16 protein-coding genes and 1 pseudogene are annotated in these 17,861 nt (G+C 35.2%); 11 read left to right on the forward strand and 6 right to left on the reverse strand.

All coding sequences use genetic code 11. The features are described 5' to 3' along the window. Positions 1 to 172: 172 nt before the first annotated feature. Both ychF and sppA read right to left on the reverse strand, forming a co-directional pair. A complete protein-coding gene (gene ychF / locus HGJ18_RS11120) occupies positions 173 to 1,279 on the reverse strand; it encodes a redox-regulated ATPase YchF (protein WP_002666350.1) in 1,107 nt (368 codons plus the stop codon). Positions 1,280 to 1,317: 38 nt separating this feature from the next. After that, entirely contained in the window at positions 1,318 to 3,147 is a 1,830-nt protein-coding gene (gene sppA, locus HGJ18_RS11125; protein WP_253696513.1) for a signal peptide peptidase SppA, read from the reverse strand. 161 nt (positions 3,148 to 3,308) lie between these two features. Here sppA and HGJ18_RS11130 point away from each other — a divergent pair, with 161 nt between their 5' ends. Genes HGJ18_RS11130 through HGJ18_RS11170 form a run of 9 tightly spaced genes read left to right on the forward strand, consistent with a single transcriptional unit; the run spans position 3,309 to position 11,956 of the window. Further along, on the forward strand, positions 3,309 to 4,061 hold the full coding sequence (locus HGJ18_RS11130; protein WP_253696515.1) for a hypothetical protein: 753 nt from the start codon (positions 3,309 to 3,311) through the stop codon (positions 4,059 to 4,061). After that, positions 4,036 to 4,878, forward strand: a complete 843-nt coding sequence (locus tag HGJ18_RS11135) for a hypothetical protein (protein WP_253696516.1) — start codon at positions 4,036 to 4,038, stop codon at positions 4,876 to 4,878. Before HGJ18_RS11130 ends, HGJ18_RS11135 begins: the two co-directional genes overlap by 26 nt. Continuing rightward, positions 4,875 to 5,564, forward strand: a complete 690-nt coding sequence (locus HGJ18_RS11140) for an ABC transporter ATP-binding protein (protein WP_253696518.1) — start codon at positions 4,875 to 4,877, stop codon at positions 5,562 to 5,564. The genes HGJ18_RS11135 and HGJ18_RS11140 overlap by 4 nt, the downstream gene beginning before the upstream one ends. An 18-nt stretch (positions 5,565 to 5,582) precedes the next feature. After that, entirely contained in the window at positions 5,583 to 6,791 is a 1,209-nt protein-coding gene (locus tag HGJ18_RS11145; protein WP_253696519.1) for an ABC transporter permease, read from the forward strand. Positions 6,792 to 6,807: 16 nt separating this feature from the next. Further along, a complete protein-coding gene (locus tag HGJ18_RS11150) occupies positions 6,808 to 7,857 on the forward strand; it encodes a hypothetical protein (RefSeq protein ID WP_253696521.1) in 1,050 nt (349 codons plus the stop codon). Between the two features lie 49 nt (positions 7,858 to 7,906). Further along, positions 7,907 to 8,743, forward strand: coding sequence for an FAD-dependent thymidylate synthase (gene thyX, locus HGJ18_RS11155; protein ID WP_253696523.1), 837 nt, complete (start codon positions 7,907 to 7,909; stop codon positions 8,741 to 8,743). Positions 8,744 to 8,761: 18 nt separating this feature from the next. Then, complete coding sequence (locus tag HGJ18_RS11160) at positions 8,762 to 10,486, forward strand: TrkH family potassium uptake protein (protein ID WP_253696525.1); 1,725 nt, start codon at positions 8,762 to 8,764, stop codon at positions 10,484 to 10,486. Positions 10,487 to 10,500: 14 nt separating this feature from the next. Then, positions 10,501 to 11,193 carry a potassium channel family protein gene (locus HGJ18_RS11165; RefSeq protein ID WP_002666331.1) on the forward strand — a complete coding sequence of 231 codons (693 nt, stop codon included), beginning with the start codon at positions 10,501 to 10,503 and terminating at the stop codon, positions 11,191 to 11,193. A gap of 10 nt (positions 11,194 to 11,203) precedes the next feature. Next, positions 11,204 to 11,956, forward strand: coding sequence for a hypothetical protein (locus HGJ18_RS11170; RefSeq protein WP_253696527.1), 753 nt, complete (start codon positions 11,204 to 11,206; stop codon positions 11,954 to 11,956). Positions 11,957 to 12,036: 80 nt separating this feature from the next. On the opposite strand, the gene HGJ18_RS11175 is transcribed toward HGJ18_RS11170, so the two are convergent. Together HGJ18_RS11175 and vapB are read right to left on the reverse strand one after the other, a co-directional pair. Beyond that, complete coding sequence (locus HGJ18_RS11175) at positions 12,037 to 12,264, reverse strand: PIN domain-containing protein (RefSeq protein ID WP_366793618.1); 228 nt, start codon at positions 12,262 to 12,264, stop codon at positions 12,037 to 12,039. A 169-nt stretch (positions 12,265 to 12,433) separates the two neighbouring features. Beyond that, positions 12,434 to 12,664, reverse strand: coding sequence for a type II toxin-antitoxin system antitoxin VapB (gene vapB / locus HGJ18_RS11180; protein ID WP_002692300.1), 231 nt, complete (start codon positions 12,662 to 12,664; stop codon positions 12,434 to 12,436). A 70-nt stretch (positions 12,665 to 12,734) separates the two neighbouring features. On the opposite strand from vapB, the pseudogene HGJ18_RS11185 reads away from it, so the two are divergent. Continuing rightward, positions 12,735 to 14,198, forward strand: a pseudogene (locus HGJ18_RS11185) (ABC transporter ATP-binding protein); the annotation flags it as partial. Positions 14,199 to 14,254: 56 nt separating this feature from the next. Continuing rightward, positions 14,255 to 15,274, forward strand: coding sequence for an AAA family ATPase (locus HGJ18_RS11190; protein ID WP_253696529.1), 1,020 nt, complete (start codon positions 14,255 to 14,257; stop codon positions 15,272 to 15,274). On the opposite strand, the gene HGJ18_RS11195 is transcribed toward HGJ18_RS11190, so the two are convergent. Together HGJ18_RS11195 and HGJ18_RS11200 are read right to left on the reverse strand one after the other, a co-directional pair. Next, positions 15,237 to 16,535, reverse strand: a complete 1,299-nt coding sequence (locus HGJ18_RS11195) for a hemolysin family protein (RefSeq protein WP_253696531.1) — start codon at positions 16,533 to 16,535, stop codon at positions 15,237 to 15,239. The genes HGJ18_RS11190 and HGJ18_RS11195 overlap by 38 nt on opposite strands. Continuing rightward, positions 16,532 to 17,851: a hemolysin family protein gene (locus HGJ18_RS11200; RefSeq protein WP_253696532.1), complete on the reverse strand. Its 1,320-nt coding sequence runs from the start codon at positions 17,849 to 17,851 to the stop codon at positions 16,532 to 16,534. Before HGJ18_RS11200 ends, HGJ18_RS11195 begins: the two co-directional genes overlap by 4 nt. Between the last annotated feature and the right edge of the window lie 10 nt (positions 17,852 to 17,861).

The following is a 17,861-nucleotide window of genomic DNA, read 5'->3' on the forward strand; positions in this document are numbered from 1 at the left end:
ACAAACATAAACTTATGTAAAAAAATAAAATGGAACAAAAAAAAGAAGACTCACCCAAAAGGAGGATAATGAGCGAGTCTAGTGAAAAACAGTGTGTATCGTTTGTGTGTGGCTTGAGTATACTTAAAACGGATAAAAATGTCAAGTATTTTTATTCAAAAATATCTAAAATTTAAACATTAAATTTAAAGAACATAATATCACCGTCATTTACTACATAGGCTTTTCCTTCTTGACGGTAACGCCCTGCTTCCTTTATCTTTTGTTCACTTCCGTATTTTACAAAGTCATCAAAGCTGTATACTTCCGCCTTTATAAATCCCTTTTCAAAGTCGGTATGTATAACTCCGGCAGCCTTTGGAGCCGTGTCCCCGGCATGGATTGTCCATGCGCGGCATTCATCTTCTCCGGCCGTAAAAAAAGTTCTAAGTCCGATTAAGTGATAGGCAGCCCTTGCAAGCTGTGAAAGGCCCGATTCTTCTAAGCCTACCTCCGCTAAAAAGCTTAGGCGTTCTTCTTCACTTTCAAGGTCGGCTAACTCGGCTTCAAACTTTCCGCAAATTACAACGGTATCGGCCCCCTCCGATTCTGCAATCTTTTTAACTGCCGCTATATAGGGATTGCTGTCTTGTGCACCTGTTTCATCTACATTGCAAACATACATTTGAGGCTTCATTGTAATTAGATGGGTGTCGTAGATTGCTGCTCTTTCATCATCGGTCAAGTCGGCAAGGCGGGCGCCCTTTCCTTCCTGCAGAAGAGGACGAATTTTTTCGATAGCCCGCATTACGACAGCAGCTTCTTTTTGAGCTTCCTTACCCATGCGGCTCGCCTTTTCGGCACGCTCAGCTCTTTTATCCAAACTTGCAAGATCGGCAAGAGCGAGCTCGATATTTATCGTTTCAATATCGGAAGCCGGATCTATTTTCCCTGAAACATGGACTATATCATCATTATCAAAACAGCGTACAACGTGGGCAATAACGCCGACTTCTCTTATATGGGACAAAAACTGATTCCCTAAGCCCTCTCCCTTTGAAGCTCCCTTTACAAGACCTGCAATATCCACAAATTCTACGGTTGCAGGAATTACCTTTTTTGGATTAAAATGTTCAGCCAATTTTTTTAAACGGGCATCGGGTAAACTTACAATTCCTACATTGGGGTTTATTGTACAAAACGGATAATTAGCAGCCTCAGCCGGCGCACTTGTAAGAGCCGAAAATATAGTCGATTTTCCTACATTGGGTAAACCCACAATTCCGCAATTTATAGCCATATCTCTTCCTCCATAAAAACTTTTTCATTATCGCAAGTTTAGTTTTCCCAAATAAGGTATTCGGGACTGTAAACATAGATACCTTTTTTTGATTTTAAATTTAAAAAGTCAGTGAAAGCTTTGATATCTGCAAAGTTCATCTGCGAAAGCGTCGAAGCATCAAGATCTTCTAAAATACTTTTTATCAAAGCTTCCGTAAAAGGCAGGGGCTTTTTTATTTCCTTTACGGAATATTGTCCGCTTATGTTTGCAAGCTCTGCAGCATATTTTACCGCCTCGTCTAAAGAGCCTAAAGCATCAACCAATTTTAAATTTAGGGCCTGTTCACCGGAATAGACACGTCCGCCGGCTAATTCTTCAACGGTTTTTTCAGGAAGGCTTCTTCCTCTTGCGACGGTTTCGATAAAGGTCTTATATATGTGCATAACTTCCATCTGCCTTACCTCTTTTTCTTCAAGCGAAGGTTCTTCTAAAACGGAATATGAAGGTTTTTGTCCCGAATAAACCAAATCGCTTGTTATACCCAGATATTTTTTGACGGCTTCTTTAAAAGATGGAGCTGTAGCCAATACACCGATTGAGCCGGTAATTGTGTAGGGGCTTGCAAAAATATAATCTGCAGAAGAAGAAATCCAATAAGCTCCTGAAGCGGCAACAGAACCCATGGAAACTACAACAGGTAAACCTGAAGCTTTCGCTCTGTCTATAGCCCGTCTAATTTCTTCCGAAGCAAAGACCTCTCCTCCTCCTGAATTTACTCTTACAACGATAGCCTTTACGGTCGGGTCTCCTTGGGCAATATCAAAAAGTTCTACAATCTTGTAACTTACAGCAGAGACATCTAGACTTCCTGTACCGGTAGAAGTGATCGCTCCGTTTATATGAATGACACCTATCGAATTTTGAGAGGGCATTTCTGCAAAATTTGCATTATATGAAGCATAGCCTATTGTGTTTACATTTACCGAAAATGTTTTACTATCGGCAAAGCCTATGTTTGCAGCAAACTCATCGACTGAGGCAATATCGGTAACAAAACCTTCTTCTAAAGCGGCCTTCGCTCCGTTTCCTTCATATTTTTTTATAAGGGCATTATTGTTTTCGGCGAAAACCCTAATTTTTTCGGGCGGCATATTTCTGTTTGCAGCAATGTCCGAAGTGTATTTATTCCATAAATCATCGAACATGGATTTTAAATTGGTTCTTACATTTTGAGAAAGACTGTCCCGCGAATAAGTTTCTGCCATGCCCTTGTAGGTTCCGGCCTGTATTACATTCCACTTGATGCCGAATTTTTCTTCCAAACCTTTAAAAAAGACCGGACGGGAGGCAAAGCCTGCAAAGGAAACTTCTCCCAGAGGATCGATTCCTATTCGGTCTGCATAGGAAGCTAAAAAGTAAGAAGGAATGGAATAGCCTACAGAGTAGGCATACATTTTCTTACCGGAATTTTTAAAGACTTTTAAAGCGTCTCCCAGTTCATTTAAGTGTCCTGACGAGAGGCCTCCCAATTCCGAGAAGTCCAAATAAAGGCTTGTTATCCGTCTATCGAAGGCCGCATTTTTTATCGCCTTTACAAGGTCTGAAACGAGGACTGCCGATTTTTTCCCGATTGCGGGAATGCCAGCCGAAAAAATATCCGATTCCTTTTCTGTAAGAACTCCGGAAGGATTTATCATTAGTACAGCCTCACTCGGTACGCGCTCTACTGTTTTTGTGTTAGAGGGTATGCTGCCCATAACCCCCAAAAATGAAAAAAAGAAAAAGAAGAAAATGATGTTTATTATTATCAAACGTAAAATATTTATTCCACGAAAAAACGCCATAAAACAACCCGGACGCTTTTTTTGTTCTTGGTTTTCCTGCATGTTTGTCTCCTAAAAATACAATTTAAGGCATCATCATAGCAAAAAACCGGGTTTTTTTCAACTAAGAGCGATTTTGGAAATCTTTATGGCAAAGAATATGATAACAGCACTTCCCTTTTTATTAAAAAAAATATAATCTATAAGAAAGTCGGAGATTTATTATGAAAGAAAAATTAGTCTTTTTTTTGCTTCTCGTGTTAAATTTCAGTTTAAACTCTCAAGAAATTTACGATAATTTTTATAAATTCAAAGCCGAACTGTATAACACGCCTTCGGAAAAAATGGCGGCAGCCATCGATGAATATGGGAATAAAATTAAAAAAATGCAAATTTCTGAAGAAGAAAAACTGACCCTTCAAAATTTTTTGGTTTTGGAAGAAATAAATCTTTTAAATCGAGATAAAAACAACAAAAAGAAAATATACCTTATGCTTAAAAAACAAAATGAAGAATCCGCCGCTTTTATGCAGGGCAAAAAGAATTCCAAAACCGATAAATGGTTTTTGTTAAGTTGGGCGGATATAAAATCCAGATATATAGCTTTTTTATCGGGACAAGATATACAGAAGGAAGCTAATGATACAAAAATGCTTTATCTTGCTGCCTTAAAAAAAGATAAAAAATTTGCTCCGGCAAGTATCTCATTTGGGTTATGGCTGTTCTTTGCTCCTCCTATAGTAGGCGGCGGTTATGAAAATTCTTTAAATGAAATATCAAAGGCCGTATCGAATGCAAAAAATAATTATGAAAAATACTTAGCCCTTATTTTCAGAGCTCAAGTCAACTTTGCACTTGAAAATTTCGAGCTGTCCCAAAAGGATTTAAAAGATGCTTCCATCTTAATACCTGATGAAACTTTTACACTGTTTATTGAGGAGTTAAATAAAAATGGAAAAATATTCTTTTCAAAATAGAACGCATAAATTGATAGCGGGAATTTTTCTTTTTATCGGGATCTCATCATTTTGTTTTGCCCAAGAAATTCCTGTAAAATCATCAGATTCGGATAAGATAAAAATCTTTAGTTTGGATGAGTGCGATTCTATTTTTACCGAATATTATAGAAATAATACTATCGGCGATGAAGATTTGAAAATCTTAATAGACGGAATAAAGGCACTCACAGATTCTCTGGAAAAAATTCTTTTAGAGAATAAAAAAAACAGGGATATAAAAAAACAAAATGAACTTCTAATTTTATATCTTAAACATGCTGAGATTATTTCTACCATTTATAATTACGGTGGTATGAATCATCAAGCTACGATAATAAAAAAAACAGATAAAGATTTAAAAAGATTTCTAAAATTATCCGATTTGGAAGGTGAGGTATATTTAAAATATGCAGATTACCTTTATACAAAACTTCCGCTTCCCGAAACAAAACGCTTCAATACAATTTTAACGCTTCCGGTTTTATACAGAATGGCTCTTTTAAAAGATAAAAACAATAAGGCTGCTTTTGTAAAACTGTCATGCTGGCATGTTTCTTCAGCTGATGAGACCACATCTAATTTTAATTCTCAAATTAAAGCAACGGAAAAATATATTGAAGAATTAAATGAGGTTGATAAATTCACTGCTTATATATGGTATTCCATATTTTATATGAAAATATATGATACAAAAAAAGGTTGGAAATGCTTTTACAAAGCAAAAAATATTTTTCCCAATCACCCAATTGTTTCCTTGCTTTATGAAAATTACAAAAAAGGAATTCTAAATTTATGATAAATCCTGAACTTAAAGTTAAAAACTTATATAAAACTTACAGCGTTAATAGTAAAAAAATTGAAGTTACAAAAAATATTTCATTTACTGCCGAACAGGGAAGTCTGATTTGGATTTACGGCAATTCCGGAGCGGGAAAATCCACATTTTTAAATCTTATAACAGGAATAGATTATCCCGATTCGGGAGAAATAGAATGGGGCGATAAGAACATAAATAAAATGAGTAACGGTGAAAGAGCTGAATTCAGGCTTGAAAACTGCGGCCTTATTTTCCAATTTTTTGAATTAATAAAATCTCAAACTATTTTTGATAATGCTTCCATACCTTTAAAAATTCAAAAAAAATCCAAAAAAGAAATACGAGAAACGCTTATGCCTTTGTTTGAATATTTTGATTTAAAAGATTTGATTTATAAAAAACCTAATGAGCTTTCAGGCGGAGAAAAACAAAGAGTTTCAATCGTCAGAGCTCTTTCCTGTAATCCTAAATACATTCTTGCAGATGAAATAACTTCCTCACTTGATTCGGAGCGTTCAAATCAAGTTTATAAATATTTGCGCAAATACTTAAAAGAAAAAAACGGAGTAGGAATTTTTGTTTCGCATGATCCTATTATAAAAAATTATGCGGATAAAATTTATAAAATGGTCAGCGGTTCATTGAATGAAGCGGCCGGGGAATAAAAAAGTTTTGGAGAAAAAATGTTTTTATTAAAAAGTGCATGGGATAATATTAAATTTCACAAAAAAAGAAGTATTCTTTCCATATTGTTAATTACAATTGCATCTGCGGCAATCCTATTATATAGAGGATTTGTAGAATATTCGGAACAAGGAATGGCTATAGGTTTTATACAAGAATCAGGCCATCTTCAAGTTGCGCTTAAAGATTTTTGGAATAAAAAAAATACGGCAGATATGATACTTACAGCACACGATATGAATAAACTTAAAGATCTTTTTGATAAAACACCGGAAATAGTAAGCTCCGATGCGGTACTTAATTTTCAAGGGATAATACGAACGCAAAATTCTTCTTCAATATTTTGTGGAGCAGGGTACGATGAACCTCACTCTCTGGGAGCACCTGAAGGAGTTCCTGTTTTTGAGGGAGATAACAGCCTTGTTCTCGATAAAGCTTTATTTAATTCCCTCGGTTTGGATTTGGAAAATAATAATTATGTAAATATAATGACGGCAATGGGAGAAAAGAAAATTGCGGCCGGTTCTTTTGAGGTTTCGGGAACTATAGATATAGGCACGCCTCAAAATGCTGCCGGCTTTTTAATTGCTTCTCGAAAAGATATTCTTGATTTTTTTGGAATGGAAGATGCCGCTTCATATATAAGATTATATTTAAAAAATAATCAGGATATTAAAAAAATCGAGAATAAATTAAATTCTGTTTTTAAAGAAAATAATTTAAATTTTGAAGTTAAAAACTGGAAAACTCTTAATCCCTCGTGGCAGCAGGTAAGCAATTTATTTAATGCACAATTCATTGTGATAAGCGGCATCTTGTATGTTTTAATATTTACAGCACTGACCCAAAGTCTTTCAGCAAGCTTTATGGAAAGAATCGGCGAATTCGGCACAATGGAAGCTATAGGCTTAAAAAAATCCCTGCTTATTTCGATTTTAATTTTGGAAGTGTGTATTTTATCTATTGCGGGGATTATCGGAGGTATTTTATTATCACAAGCAGGAAATATTATTACGCAAATGTTTGATATAAAGATGAATCCCCCGGGCTCAACTTCTTATTACTTATTAAATTTTTTTATTACGGCAGAAGCGGTAATCAAAACCCAATTTTTTATATTTTTTACGGCTCTTATTTCGGTTATATATCCGATTTATACTATTAAAAAATATAGCAGTATAAAACTTATAAATTATAATATAAGTTAATCAAAGGACTTTTAAAATGAAAAAGATTTTATGTTTGATTTTTTGTTTTATGATGACGGCAGGATTTTCTCAAAATAAAGAGGAACTTAAAAACAACAATGAAGAAGAGTCTTTAAACATTTCCAAATTTAATATTCTTCCGCATTATTTCGGATTTCCTCTTTCGGTAAAATTCGGATGGCTTTACAGGCAAGATAATTTCAGTGTTTTCCCGAATACGGGAATCTTCTTTTCGGCAGACAACGGACCCGCTATAAGTTCTTCCATAGGGATGTTTGTTCAAAAAGATTTTTTTAAGTGGGATATAAACGCTTTTTATGATTTTGTTCCGTTTACAATGCATAAAAAAGTTTCCGACCAAATTTTTTATGCAAGAAATAATTTTATATTTGTTATAAACAGACTGAAAATTTCTTTCCCTGCCCGTGTGGGAAGAAGACTTGTTAATGAAATAAAATTTACCGGTTCACAAAAGGAATTGCTGCCGAAAACAATTACCGAAATATCGCAGGGAATCAGGTTCGATGTTTATCTTGCAGATTTAGGCTATCTTAAAGCAACAACTTCTTTTTCTTTTTTTACCGATTGGATTCCGGAAAGCCGCTTTGTTAATTACAGACTTAAATTCGATTTGCCAGTAACCTTTAAACTGTATTATGTTGATGTAGGCTTTGTCTATACTTTTTATAATACCGATAGGATAAATTCTAAAAATATAAATGCCGCCGCCGATTACCAAATAGAAAAATCTCAAGAAGCTATGACGCGGCGCTTTTCGTTTAAAGATGTTCAAAAATATTCTTCGATGCATATTTGGGGGACTGAAATTAGATGGTACGCAGCCAGAACGGGCGTTAATTCAAACGGATTTTTTATTTCAGCCTTTGCGGATGCCGGCTTCGGTTCCAACGAAGTAAAAAAATTAAATCTTATCGCCGAGTTCGGCTTAGGTGCAGGCTATACATTATTTGATAATGTTCCTTTTACATTCCAAGCCGGATTTAATCAAGACTTTAAACCGATCTTTTTCTTAGGCGTAGTATCCAGAATTATTCAGGGGGTTTGATCGTATTTAATCTCTAGCCAATTTTTATAATTTATGCTATCATTCTCCCATGGCACATTGTATAGCTCCGGAAGCGGAAAAAATTTTGGATAAGGAATTTAAGGTTCTTGATAAGGGCTTTATCAGATTGGTAGACTACATGGGAACAGATGCCCGAATAGTGCAGTCAGCCCGTGTTTCTTATGGGGAAGGGACTAAAACCGTCCGTGAAGATGCAGGCTTGATAGATTATCTTTTGCGGAACAAGCACACTTCTCCTTTTGAGCAAGTGGTTTTTACCTTTCATGTAAAGCTGCCCATTTTTGTAGCCCGTCAGTGGATCAGGCATAGAACTGCCCGATTAAACGAAATTTCGGGACGGTATTCTATATTAAAGGCCGAGTTTTATGTACCCGCCGGAAAGGATATCGCTTTGCAAAGCAGCGACAATAAGCAGGGCAGAATGAATGAGGCTGTTCCTCAAGACCTTCAAAATGAAATTATAACTTCTTTACAAAAACAACAAGAAGAAATTTATGAAGGCTACTCTAAATTACTTGATAAAAATATTGCGAGAGAGCTTGCCAGAATAAACCTCCCCCTTTCCACTTATACCGAATGGTATTGGCAAATAGACTTGCATAATCTTTTTCATTTTTTGCGGCTGCGTATGGATGCTCATGCTCAAAAAGAAATCAGAGACTATGCCGAAGTGATGTTCGAGATTTGTAAAACCGTAACCCCCCTTGCCTGTGCTTCTTTTGAGCGGCATGAAAAAAACGGCGTAAACTTTTCGACAGAAGAACTTGAAGCTATCCGTAATTTAATAGCCGGAAAAGACAGCGGCTTAAAAGGAAAAGAGCTTGAACGGTTTAACGAAAAACTTAAAAGCGGAAGACAGGTGTAAAACGCAAGGAACAGCAAAATGAGAAAGCGAGATTATTTTGTCGTTATGGCTTTCGCTTTAAGCCTTATACTTTTATTTTTACAGCAATTTTATCCCGAAAATACACCCGGAATTATTATCCATACAATAGACATTATTATTCTTATTGCTGTTCTTGCAGAAACTTTTTTTGCCGTCAAGCAGGAAAAGTATATACGAAAATACTTTCAAGATAATCTTCCAAACTTTTTAGCAATAGTAATATTTGCATCGGTATTTATTATCTTTAAAATACAAATAGGTTTTAAAAATATTTCTGAAGAGCTAAGTATTGTTTTTGATATTTTTAAAAATATATTTTTGTTCGGAAAAATAATTAGATTGATAAGCAAAAGAGCCGGATTAACTGCGAAAATCATTTCAAACCCTGCCCGTACTTTGATTATTTCTTTTTTTATGGTAATAATCATCGGTAGTTTTTTACTTATGCTTCCTGCAGCCTCTGCAAAAGGCTCTCCCTTAAATTTTTTAACGGCACTTTTTACGTCTGCTTCTGCCGTATGTGTTACAGGCTTAAGTGTTATAGATGTTTCTTCCGAACTTACCATAGTCGGAAAATTTATTCTGATTGTTTTAATTCAAGTTGGAGGACTAGGCATAATGGTTTTTTCATTTTTCGGAATGCTTGCCTTCCGAAAAAAAATGACGGTCAGTGAAAAGCTCACAATTTCTTACATGGTCAGTGAAGATGACATGTCAAATCTTTTTAAAACATTAAGAGTAATTGTTTTATCTACATTCTTTATAGAGGCCCTAAGTGCTGTATTTTTATTTATAGGGTTTTCACGCATTTTAGGCTTCAATCTTAAAACCCTAGGCTTTGCATTATTTCATGCAATATCCGCATTCTGTAATGCGGGCTTTGCTCTTTTTTCAAACAATTTGGAATCTTTTACCTCCGATATTATTATCAGTTTAACAATAGGCTTTACCATAATTTTAGGCGGAATAAGTTTTGCAGTTATTTATGATGTTTTAGCTAAGGTCAAGACAGATATAAAAAATAAATTTTTAAAGAAAAAAAAGACCGATTATTTAATTTCGGTAAATACAAAAATGATTTTAAGCCTTACGGTTTTTATTCTTTTTATTTCTTTTGCTCTTTTTTATTTACTTGAGCATCACAATACTATGAAAGAGATGTCTTTGGGAACTCAATACCTTGCAAGTTTATTTCAAGCTATAACATTGCGTACCGCAGGATTTTCTACGGTTTCCTTCCTTAATTTGACAAATGCAACCTTGCTTTTTATGATATTCATAATGTTCATGGGAGGAGCTGCAGGAAGTACAGCCGGAGGAATAAAGCTGAACACAATTGCAGTAGTCTTTGCTTTTTTTAAATCTTTTTTAAAAAATCAAAAGACGGTTGTAATTAAAAATGTTTCGGTGCCTGAAGAACAAGTAAAAAAAGCTTTTTTAATTTTCGGTTTCGGACTTGCGGCAATTTCAGTTGGAATTTTTTTATTAACAATTACCGAAAGCCTTCCTTTTTTAGCATTGTTGTTTGAAACCGTTTCGGCCTTTGCAACAGTGGGGCTTTCTACAGGAATAACGGCAGCGCTTTCACCGGCCGGTAAAATAGTAATAATAATCTTAATGTTTATCGGAAGAGTAGGCCCCTTAACTTTTTTAACTGCGGCCGGTAAAAAACAAAAAAATGATGATATAGAATATCCTTATGGAAATATAGCAATAGGATAATGGGAGGAAAATATATGGAAACAAATAAAAACTTTGCAGTCATAGGTTTGGGAGAATTCGGTTCAAGAATTTGTGAAGTTCTTGTAGACGGAGGTGCTTCAGTGGTTGCCTTCGATCATGATATTCAAGCCGTCGAAAGAATAAAAAAAATCGTTCCGGCAGCAATGCTTGTAGAAACTACAAATGAAGAAGCTCTTTTAAAAGCCCCTTTGGATGATGTAGAAGTCGCCATAGTCGCCATCGGCAATAATATAGAAGCAAGCGTTTTAACAACTACTCTTTTAAAGCAAAGAGATATTCCCTATGTTTTAGCGCGTGCCGTTTCACCTCTCCACGCAACAGTTCTACGAAGGGTAGGAGCAAACGAAGTTTTAAATATTGAAATATCAGCAGCAACAAGAATTGCGAGGCGGCTTATTTCTCCCGATGTAATGGACTCAATTGCAGTTACAAAAGATTTTTCGATAAGAGAAATCATTGTGCCGAAATTTTTTATAGGAAAAACAGTCGGTTCCGTTGCTCTAAAAGAAAAATTCAATATTACTTTGATTGCTCTTGTTAGAATGGCTTTGGATATAGATTCTGTCGGTAATCCTGTCAAACAGGAGGTTATGCACTATCCGGAAGATGATTTTGAGTTGAGAGAGGGCGATAAACTTTTTTTGATAGGCTCAAATATAAAACTTGAAGAATTTAGAAATATGTAACGGAGCAAATATGATTTTTATTGAAAAAAAACTATTGTTTATAAGCTTAGCTGTCTCATTTGTTTTTATGATAATAACATCTTTTTGGGCATATAGTGTAGGTATGAAAATCCCTCTTAAAGGCGATTCCGAACTTGTTTTATTTTTGGGCTTTATATTTTCAGGTTTGCAGCTAATTATAATTATCAATATCATAATAGGTGCAATAAAAAAGAAAAAAGATTTTTTTACTTTAATGGAAACTATAAGAGCCGGAGGAATTTTATCTCAAGAAAAAATAAAAAAGCTGGGTTCGGCAGGGTTTGCTTTACAAGAAGCCCTTGAAGCTTCAAGCACAATTACAGCACAAAAAAGTTTAAAAATCGCGAGTCTTAACGGATTGATGAGAAGCTTGATTAGTATGATAGATATACCTATTGTTGTAGTCAACCTTAACGGAGAAATTATAGATGCCTCTCAAAAAATCAAAACGGAAAAGAATTATAATAAAGATTTAAATATTTCGGACCTTATACCTCAAGTAAATATCAGAGAAGCCTTTAAGGAAGCATCAATAAGTCATCTTCCTGTAGAACAAGGGGACAATCTTTTAATACCTGTCTTTTCAACACTAGGCGATATAACATATTTTTTAATTGATACATCTAAGCATGGTGCTTTAACTAAATTTATCAACAACTTTATACCGCCTCAAAAGGAAGAATCTGCTAAGCAGGCAAAAAAAGGATTTTTTAAAATTTTAGGAACCTCTAAAAAATCTTAGGTTTGCAACCGATAAACTCCGTCTAATTTTGCCGACGGCAAAACTCAATCATTTAATTTGTAGGAATAAGCGAGTAAAAATTATTTCCAATCTTCTATGGTTAAGTTTTTTATACGGCAGAATTCTTTTGTATTATCGGTAACAAGAATTAGATTTTTAGCTAGAGCCTGTGCCGCTATCAACATATCATAGGCTCCGATAATTTTCCCTTCTTTTTTTAGGGTAGTCCTTATTTTTCCGAATTCCTCGGCATCTCTATCATCAAAATTTAAAACAGAAAAAGGTGTTAAAAATTTTATTAATGATATTCTCTATTTCTTTCTATATATTTACTATTGTATACGCCGAACTGTAACTCTGCCACAGTAATACTTGAGATGTAAATTCCCAAGTGTTTCTTCTCTTTAATTTTGTGAAGTACATTAGGACTCTTTTTATTTTTAAGAAATATACAGATATTTGTATCCAATAGGTACATTATAAACCTTTCCGATTCTGTAATTCAGGCTGGTTTCTTCCTTCCTCCATAAAATCGTCGGTAAAACCGTTTAAGCCTTCTAAAAATGTTTCCCATTCCCTGTTTTTGGGGAATAAAATAACAGATTCTCCGGCTCTGCGGATAAAAACCTCGGTTCCCGAAAAATTATATTTTTTAGGCAGCCTAACTGCTTGACTCCTGCCGTTTTGGAATAATTTTGCTGTTTCCATACTACACCCCCTTAAAATAAGTATATATCATAGTATATATTATGTCAAGAAAAGCATAATAGAAATTTAGGTAGATTATGAACGGCTTGAAACTCCCGAATTCTTAAACTTAAAACAAAAGGCGGAGCAATATGCATATTCAGGCTGTTACGGATTTGCCGTAATCTTAGAAGACTCCATCGGCTTATTCGGTAAACTACTCACTTTTGCAGGTCTTATATCCGTTATCGCAATTTTAAGCCCATGGCTTGTACTTGCAGTTATCATAATTGTAGCTCTTAATTCTTTGGTCTTTGCAGCAACAAATAAACATGGGATAAAATACCGCATGGAACAATCCGTGCAGGAAAGGCGTATCGGCTACTATTCTAAAAAAATGGAAGATTTTCAATATGGAAAAGAAATCCGTACTTATAATTTAGCTCCGTGGTTTTTAGAAAAATACAATCAGCAAATTAAAGTGCTCGGAAAATTTTATAATAACATAGCCAATACCCGTTTTATAAGCGGCGCCTTTAATTCTTTTACCTTTGCCGTTCAATTAATCATAAGCTATTTTTTTGTAATTAAGCAAACATTAGACTCCGCTCTTTCGGTAGGAAATTTTACAATGTATCTTGCAGCAGTAAGCTCGTTCGCTTCAATACTATCCGAAATTATAAAAACCGTAGTTCAGCTTTCGCAGTTCAACACTTATTTTGAAGCTTTTAAAGAATACATTAATATGCCGTCTATGGAAAATACAAAAGGCGGAAAGCCTATTTTACCTGAAAACTTTGACATTGAATTTCAAAACATCTCTTTTAAGTACGGCACAAGCGAAAAGTTTGCCTTACAAAATGTAAACGTTAAATTTAATTCCAAAGAGCGTATTGCAATCATCGGGGAAAATGGGGCGGGTAAATCAACCTTTGTAAAACTTTTAATGCGCCTTTATGAACCGACCGAAGGCAAAATTTTAATTAACGGTATCGATATAAAAGAAATAGATTATAACCATTATCAAACTTGGTTTGCTGCCGTCTTCCAAGATTTTAAACTTTTTTCTTTTAGCATAAAAGAAAATATTACCTTCGGGAACGATAAAACCGAAGCCGATAAAAAGCGTTTGGAAAATATCGTTTCGGCATCGGGTTTAAAAGAAGTTACCGATAAATTAGATAAGGGCTTAGAAACCTTGGTATACCGCGACTTTGATGATGCAGGTTTTACTCCATCGGGAGGAGAAGGACAAAAAATTGCAATAGCCAGAGCTGCATACAAAAATGCACCGATAGTTATTTTAGACAAACCGACAGCAGCCCTCGACCCAAAAGCCGAAAATAAAATCTATGAGCAGTTTGATTCTTTTTTTGCGGATAAGTGTTCTCTTTATATTTCGCATAGAATGGCGGTTACAAAATTTTCGGATAAGACTCTTGTATTCGACAATGCGCACATCGTCCAAGACGGAAACCACGAAAGTCTTATAAACCAAGAAGGCAAGTACAAGGAGCTTTATAACTTGCAGGCTAAGTATTATACGGAATCTTAAAAGCCCAACTCTTTCAACCTCTTGCAAAATTTTAACATAAGGCGTAAAATGATACTATGATCGATACAAGCTATAAAACGATAGTAGAAAATTTTAAAGCAAAGATGGCAGAACGGATTGTGGGCCAGCAAGAACTTATAGAAGGAATTTTAACTGCGTATATCGCAGGCGGCCATGTGCTCCTTGAAGGTGTGCCCGGCCTTGCAAAAACCCTCATAGTAAAAACCTTTGCAGAGCTGTCCAATGTAAGTTTTAAGCGTATTCAATTTACGCCGGACCTTCTTCCTGCCGATTTGATAGGAACCCTGATTTATCAGCAAAGTATCGGTAAGTTTTCCGTAAGGAGGGGGCCCATTTTTGCAAATATCGTTTTGGCCGATGAAATAAACAGGGCACCTGCGAAAGTACAGTCTGCACTTTTGGAAGCTATGGCTGAAGGACAGGTTACAATCGGAGAAAATTCTTTTTCTTTACCTGCACCTTTTTTTGTACTTGCAACCCAAAACCCTATCGAGCAGGAAGGAACCTATCCCCTGCCCGAAGCCGAACTTGACCGCTTTTTGTTAAAACTATTCGTTCCGTATCCTTCTATTGAAGAAGAAATAAATATAGTGAATAAATTTTCAAGCCTAAGGCCGAGTCAAAACGTGGGGCAAAACCTCGGTCAAAGCTCAAACATCAGTCCGTCCGAAGCCGTTTTGACGCCGGAAAACTTAGAAACTCTCCGCAATGCTGTAGAACAAGTCAAGTGTTCCCCTGAAATTACAAGCTATATAGTTTCAATCATTGCCGCTACCCGTCCCGCAAAAAATGTAAAGCAAGATGACTATATTCACGGGAACTACCTAAGCTATATTCTTTACGGGGCATCTCCAAGAGCCGGAATAGCTATTCAAAAATGTGCAAAGATAAAGGCTCTATTTAACGGAAGAGATTATGTAATTCCTGAAGATGTAAAAGCCGTCGCATATGCGGCTCTTAGGCATAGACTTAAACTTTCTTATGAAGCTGCAGCCGATAACTTAACCGCTGACGATATTATTGAAAAGCTTTTGGGAATTGTGCCCCAGCCGTAAGTTTAGACACATCTGCAATAAGAGAAATAATTTTACTTGTTTCAACCTTTTCTACTTTGAAGTCGACTTCGCCTATAGTAATCAATTCGCCTTCCTTGGGAAGATATTCTGCCGTTTCAAGAATGAGGCCGCCTATAGTATCATTATAATCCGAATGAAAATCAGTATTTAAAATACTATTAAGCTGAATTAGAGGAACAGCCCCGGGAATTAAAATATGCGTAACGTCAACAATTTTCATTCCGCTTAAAGGATTGGTTTTTGTTTTAGAATATTCATCTTGGATAGAACCGAAGATAGCCGTACTTATATCATCAATTGTGATAAGTCCCGCAGTGGAACCGTATTCATCTATAACAAAGGCCATATTTCTTTTATTTTTGCTCATCGTTTTTATAGCCGAAAAAATATTTGCTGTTTTCGGAATAAACAGAGCCCGTCTTATAATTTTATTTATATCCATTTCCGCATTATGGCTTCTATAAAATAAAATATCTTTATAATGCACACTGCCTATTATTTTATCTTTTTCTCCTTTATAAACGGGAAGGCGGGAAAACATTGTTTTACGAAAAATGCTTACCATATTTTCGAGTGATGAATTTATATCGAGGCTGACAATATCCTCTTTTTTTGTCATTATGCTTTGCAGCTTTAATTCATGGAGCCTTACAGCTCTTTTAATTAATTCATGCTCGCCCGTTTGAAAAGTCCCGTCTGCCAAACTTATATTTATAAGAGTTTCCAAATAATCTTCGGAAAGTTCGGAGCTTTGATTGTTTTGTTTTTTTGAAACAAGTTTAATAATAAAATTAGACATGAGCGAAAAAATAAAAATAAAGGGTTTTAAAAGAAACCTTACAAGCGACAGAGGTACTAAAAATGTTCTTGTAATTTCTACGGCATTATAAGCAGCTACAGCCTTGGGTAAAATTTCAGCAAAGATAATTATAAGAACCGTTGCAATAGCAGTAGCTGCCGGAATATGCTGCTGTCCGTACGTATCTATAACAAAGGCCGTTATCAAAGCCGAAGAAAGGGTGTTTACAAAATTGGTACCTATAAGAGTTGCACTTACAATCTCGTCTTTCCTTTCAATAAGAAAAGCAAGTCTTCGGCTTTTTTTTGTCTGGATTTTTTTTATTGCCTTATATTCGGTTCTTGTAATTGCCGTAATTGCCGTTTCGGATGCAGAAAAGAAAAATGCACAAAAAAGAAGAGCTATAAATTCTATTATCATTAAGGCTAATTCAAATTTCATTCTTCATCTCCTGCAATATTTACTTGCAGTTCGCTTATTCTGTTTCCCTCGGTTTTCATAACCGTGAAATTATAGTTTTCTATTTTTATTGTAGAACCTATTTGCGGAACCTCTCCGCATTTTTCCATAATAAGACCGCCTATTGTGTCATAATACTCGGAAGAAAATGAAGTTCCCAGATTTTCATTTAAATCGCTCAGCCTCATGCTGCCTAAAATGGTTTGACTAAGATTTTGAGTTGCTTCATCATTTATATTATCAAGATTTGGATCCTCTGCTGCGGCATCATCCGTATCGTATTCATCGGCTATGTTCCCGAATATCTCTTCATTTAAATCTTCAAGAGTTGCAATACCTAAAGTTCCGCCGTACTCGTCGATAACCACAACCATGTTCTGTTTTTCTTTTCTAAATATTTCCTGCAACTTTGAAAGCTCGGTATTTTCAAAAACAAGAACAGGCTTACGTAAATATTTTTTTATATCGAATTTTTCTTTTGATTCTTGTAAAAAATCTTTTGCAGCCGCTTCCGAAAACAAAAAATCTTTAATATAAAAAATACCGATAATTTCATCTATGTCTTCTTCATAAACCGGAAACCTTGAAAATCTTGAAGAATGGGAAAGCTCAATAATTTCTTTCGGGTTTACATCAGCTGTAAGGCCTATTATATCGGGTCTGGGTGTCATAATATTTTTTACGGTTATATCGCCGTAGCTTAATATTTTTTCGAGGACGGCTTTTTCTTCCGAGCGAAGATCTCCATGCTCTTGACTTACATCAAAGAAATCTTTTAAGTCTGCATCGGTTAATGCCTCATTCGATTGCAGATTTTTTACACCTAAAAATTTTAAAAAGAATTTTGTAAAACCCGAAAAGAGCCATTCAAGAGGTGCAAGCACTTTAATTAAAAACAAAATAAAGCCTGAAAATTTTAAGGCTATCGGTTCGGAAAAAACCAAGGCAATCGATTTAGGCAGTATCTCACCAAAAATTAAAATTGCAATAGTTGCAGCCGTTACTGCAATACTTAATCCCTTAGCTCCCACAAGCTCTACCATTAGAGCTGTTAATATTACCGATATTAAAATATTTACCAGACTATTTCCTATCAAAGAAGTTGTTAAAAACTTTTGCTTATTTTTTAAAATTTTTTCAACTCTTGCGGCCTTTTTATTTTTCTTTTCGCGTAAATATTTTATTTTCAATTTATTTACGGATAAAAAGGCTGTTTCTCCCGATGAGAACATCATCGATAAAAAAAGTAGAATAATTAAAAGTAAAATATAAGACCATTGCGGAGGAGGTTCGGTCATCCTATAAACA

This window comes from Treponema denticola (assembly GCF_024181405.1).
In the GTDB taxonomy this organism is placed as follows: domain Bacteria; phylum Spirochaetota; class Spirochaetia; order Treponematales; family Treponemataceae; genus Treponema_B; species Treponema_B denticola_D.

Excerpts from the sequence above, each read along its gene's own strand:
- HGJ18_RS11165 (WP_002666331.1), top strand. The coding sequence starts at position 10,501 with ATGGAAACAAATAAAAACTTTGCAGTCATAGGTTTGGGAGAATTCGGT.
- HGJ18_RS11140 (WP_253696518.1), top strand. The coding sequence starts at position 4,875 with ATGATAAATCCTGAACTTAAAGTTAAAAACTTATATAAAACTTACAGC.
- HGJ18_RS11200 (WP_253696532.1), bottom strand. The coding sequence starts at position 17,851 with ATGACCGAACCTCCTCCGCAATGGTCTTATATTTTACTTTTAATTATT.
- thyX (WP_253696523.1), top strand. The coding sequence starts at position 7,907 with ATGGCACATTGTATAGCTCCGGAAGCGGAAAAAATTTTGGATAAGGAA.
- vapB (WP_002692300.1), bottom strand. The coding sequence starts at position 12,664 with ATGGAAACAGCAAAATTATTCCAAAACGGCAGGAGTCAAGCAGTTAGG.
- HGJ18_RS11145 (WP_253696519.1), top strand. The coding sequence starts at position 5,583 with ATGTTTTTATTAAAAAGTGCATGGGATAATATTAAATTTCACAAAAAA.
- HGJ18_RS11190 (WP_253696529.1), top strand. The coding sequence starts at position 14,255 with ATGATCGATACAAGCTATAAAACGATAGTAGAAAATTTTAAAGCAAAG.
- HGJ18_RS11195 (WP_253696531.1), bottom strand. The coding sequence starts at position 16,535 with ATGAAATTTGAATTAGCCTTAATGATAATAGAATTTATAGCTCTTCTT.
- HGJ18_RS11130 (WP_253696515.1), top strand. The coding sequence starts at position 3,309 with ATGAAAGAAAAATTAGTCTTTTTTTTGCTTCTCGTGTTAAATTTCAGT.
- HGJ18_RS11160 (WP_253696525.1), top strand. The coding sequence starts at position 8,762 with ATGAGAAAGCGAGATTATTTTGTCGTTATGGCTTTCGCTTTAAGCCTT.
- HGJ18_RS11135 (WP_253696516.1), top strand. The coding sequence starts at position 4,036 with ATGGAAAAATATTCTTTTCAAAATAGAACGCATAAATTGATAGCGGGA.
- HGJ18_RS11150 (WP_253696521.1), top strand. The coding sequence starts at position 6,808 with ATGAAAAAGATTTTATGTTTGATTTTTTGTTTTATGATGACGGCAGGA.
- ychF (WP_002666350.1), bottom strand. The coding sequence starts at position 1,279 with ATGGCTATAAATTGCGGAATTGTGGGTTTACCCAATGTAGGAAAATCG.
- HGJ18_RS11170 (WP_253696527.1), top strand. The coding sequence starts at position 11,204 with ATGATTTTTATTGAAAAAAAACTATTGTTTATAAGCTTAGCTGTCTCA.
- sppA (WP_253696513.1), bottom strand. The coding sequence starts at position 3,147 with ATGCAGGAAAACCAAGAACAAAAAAAGCGTCCGGGTTGTTTTATGGCG.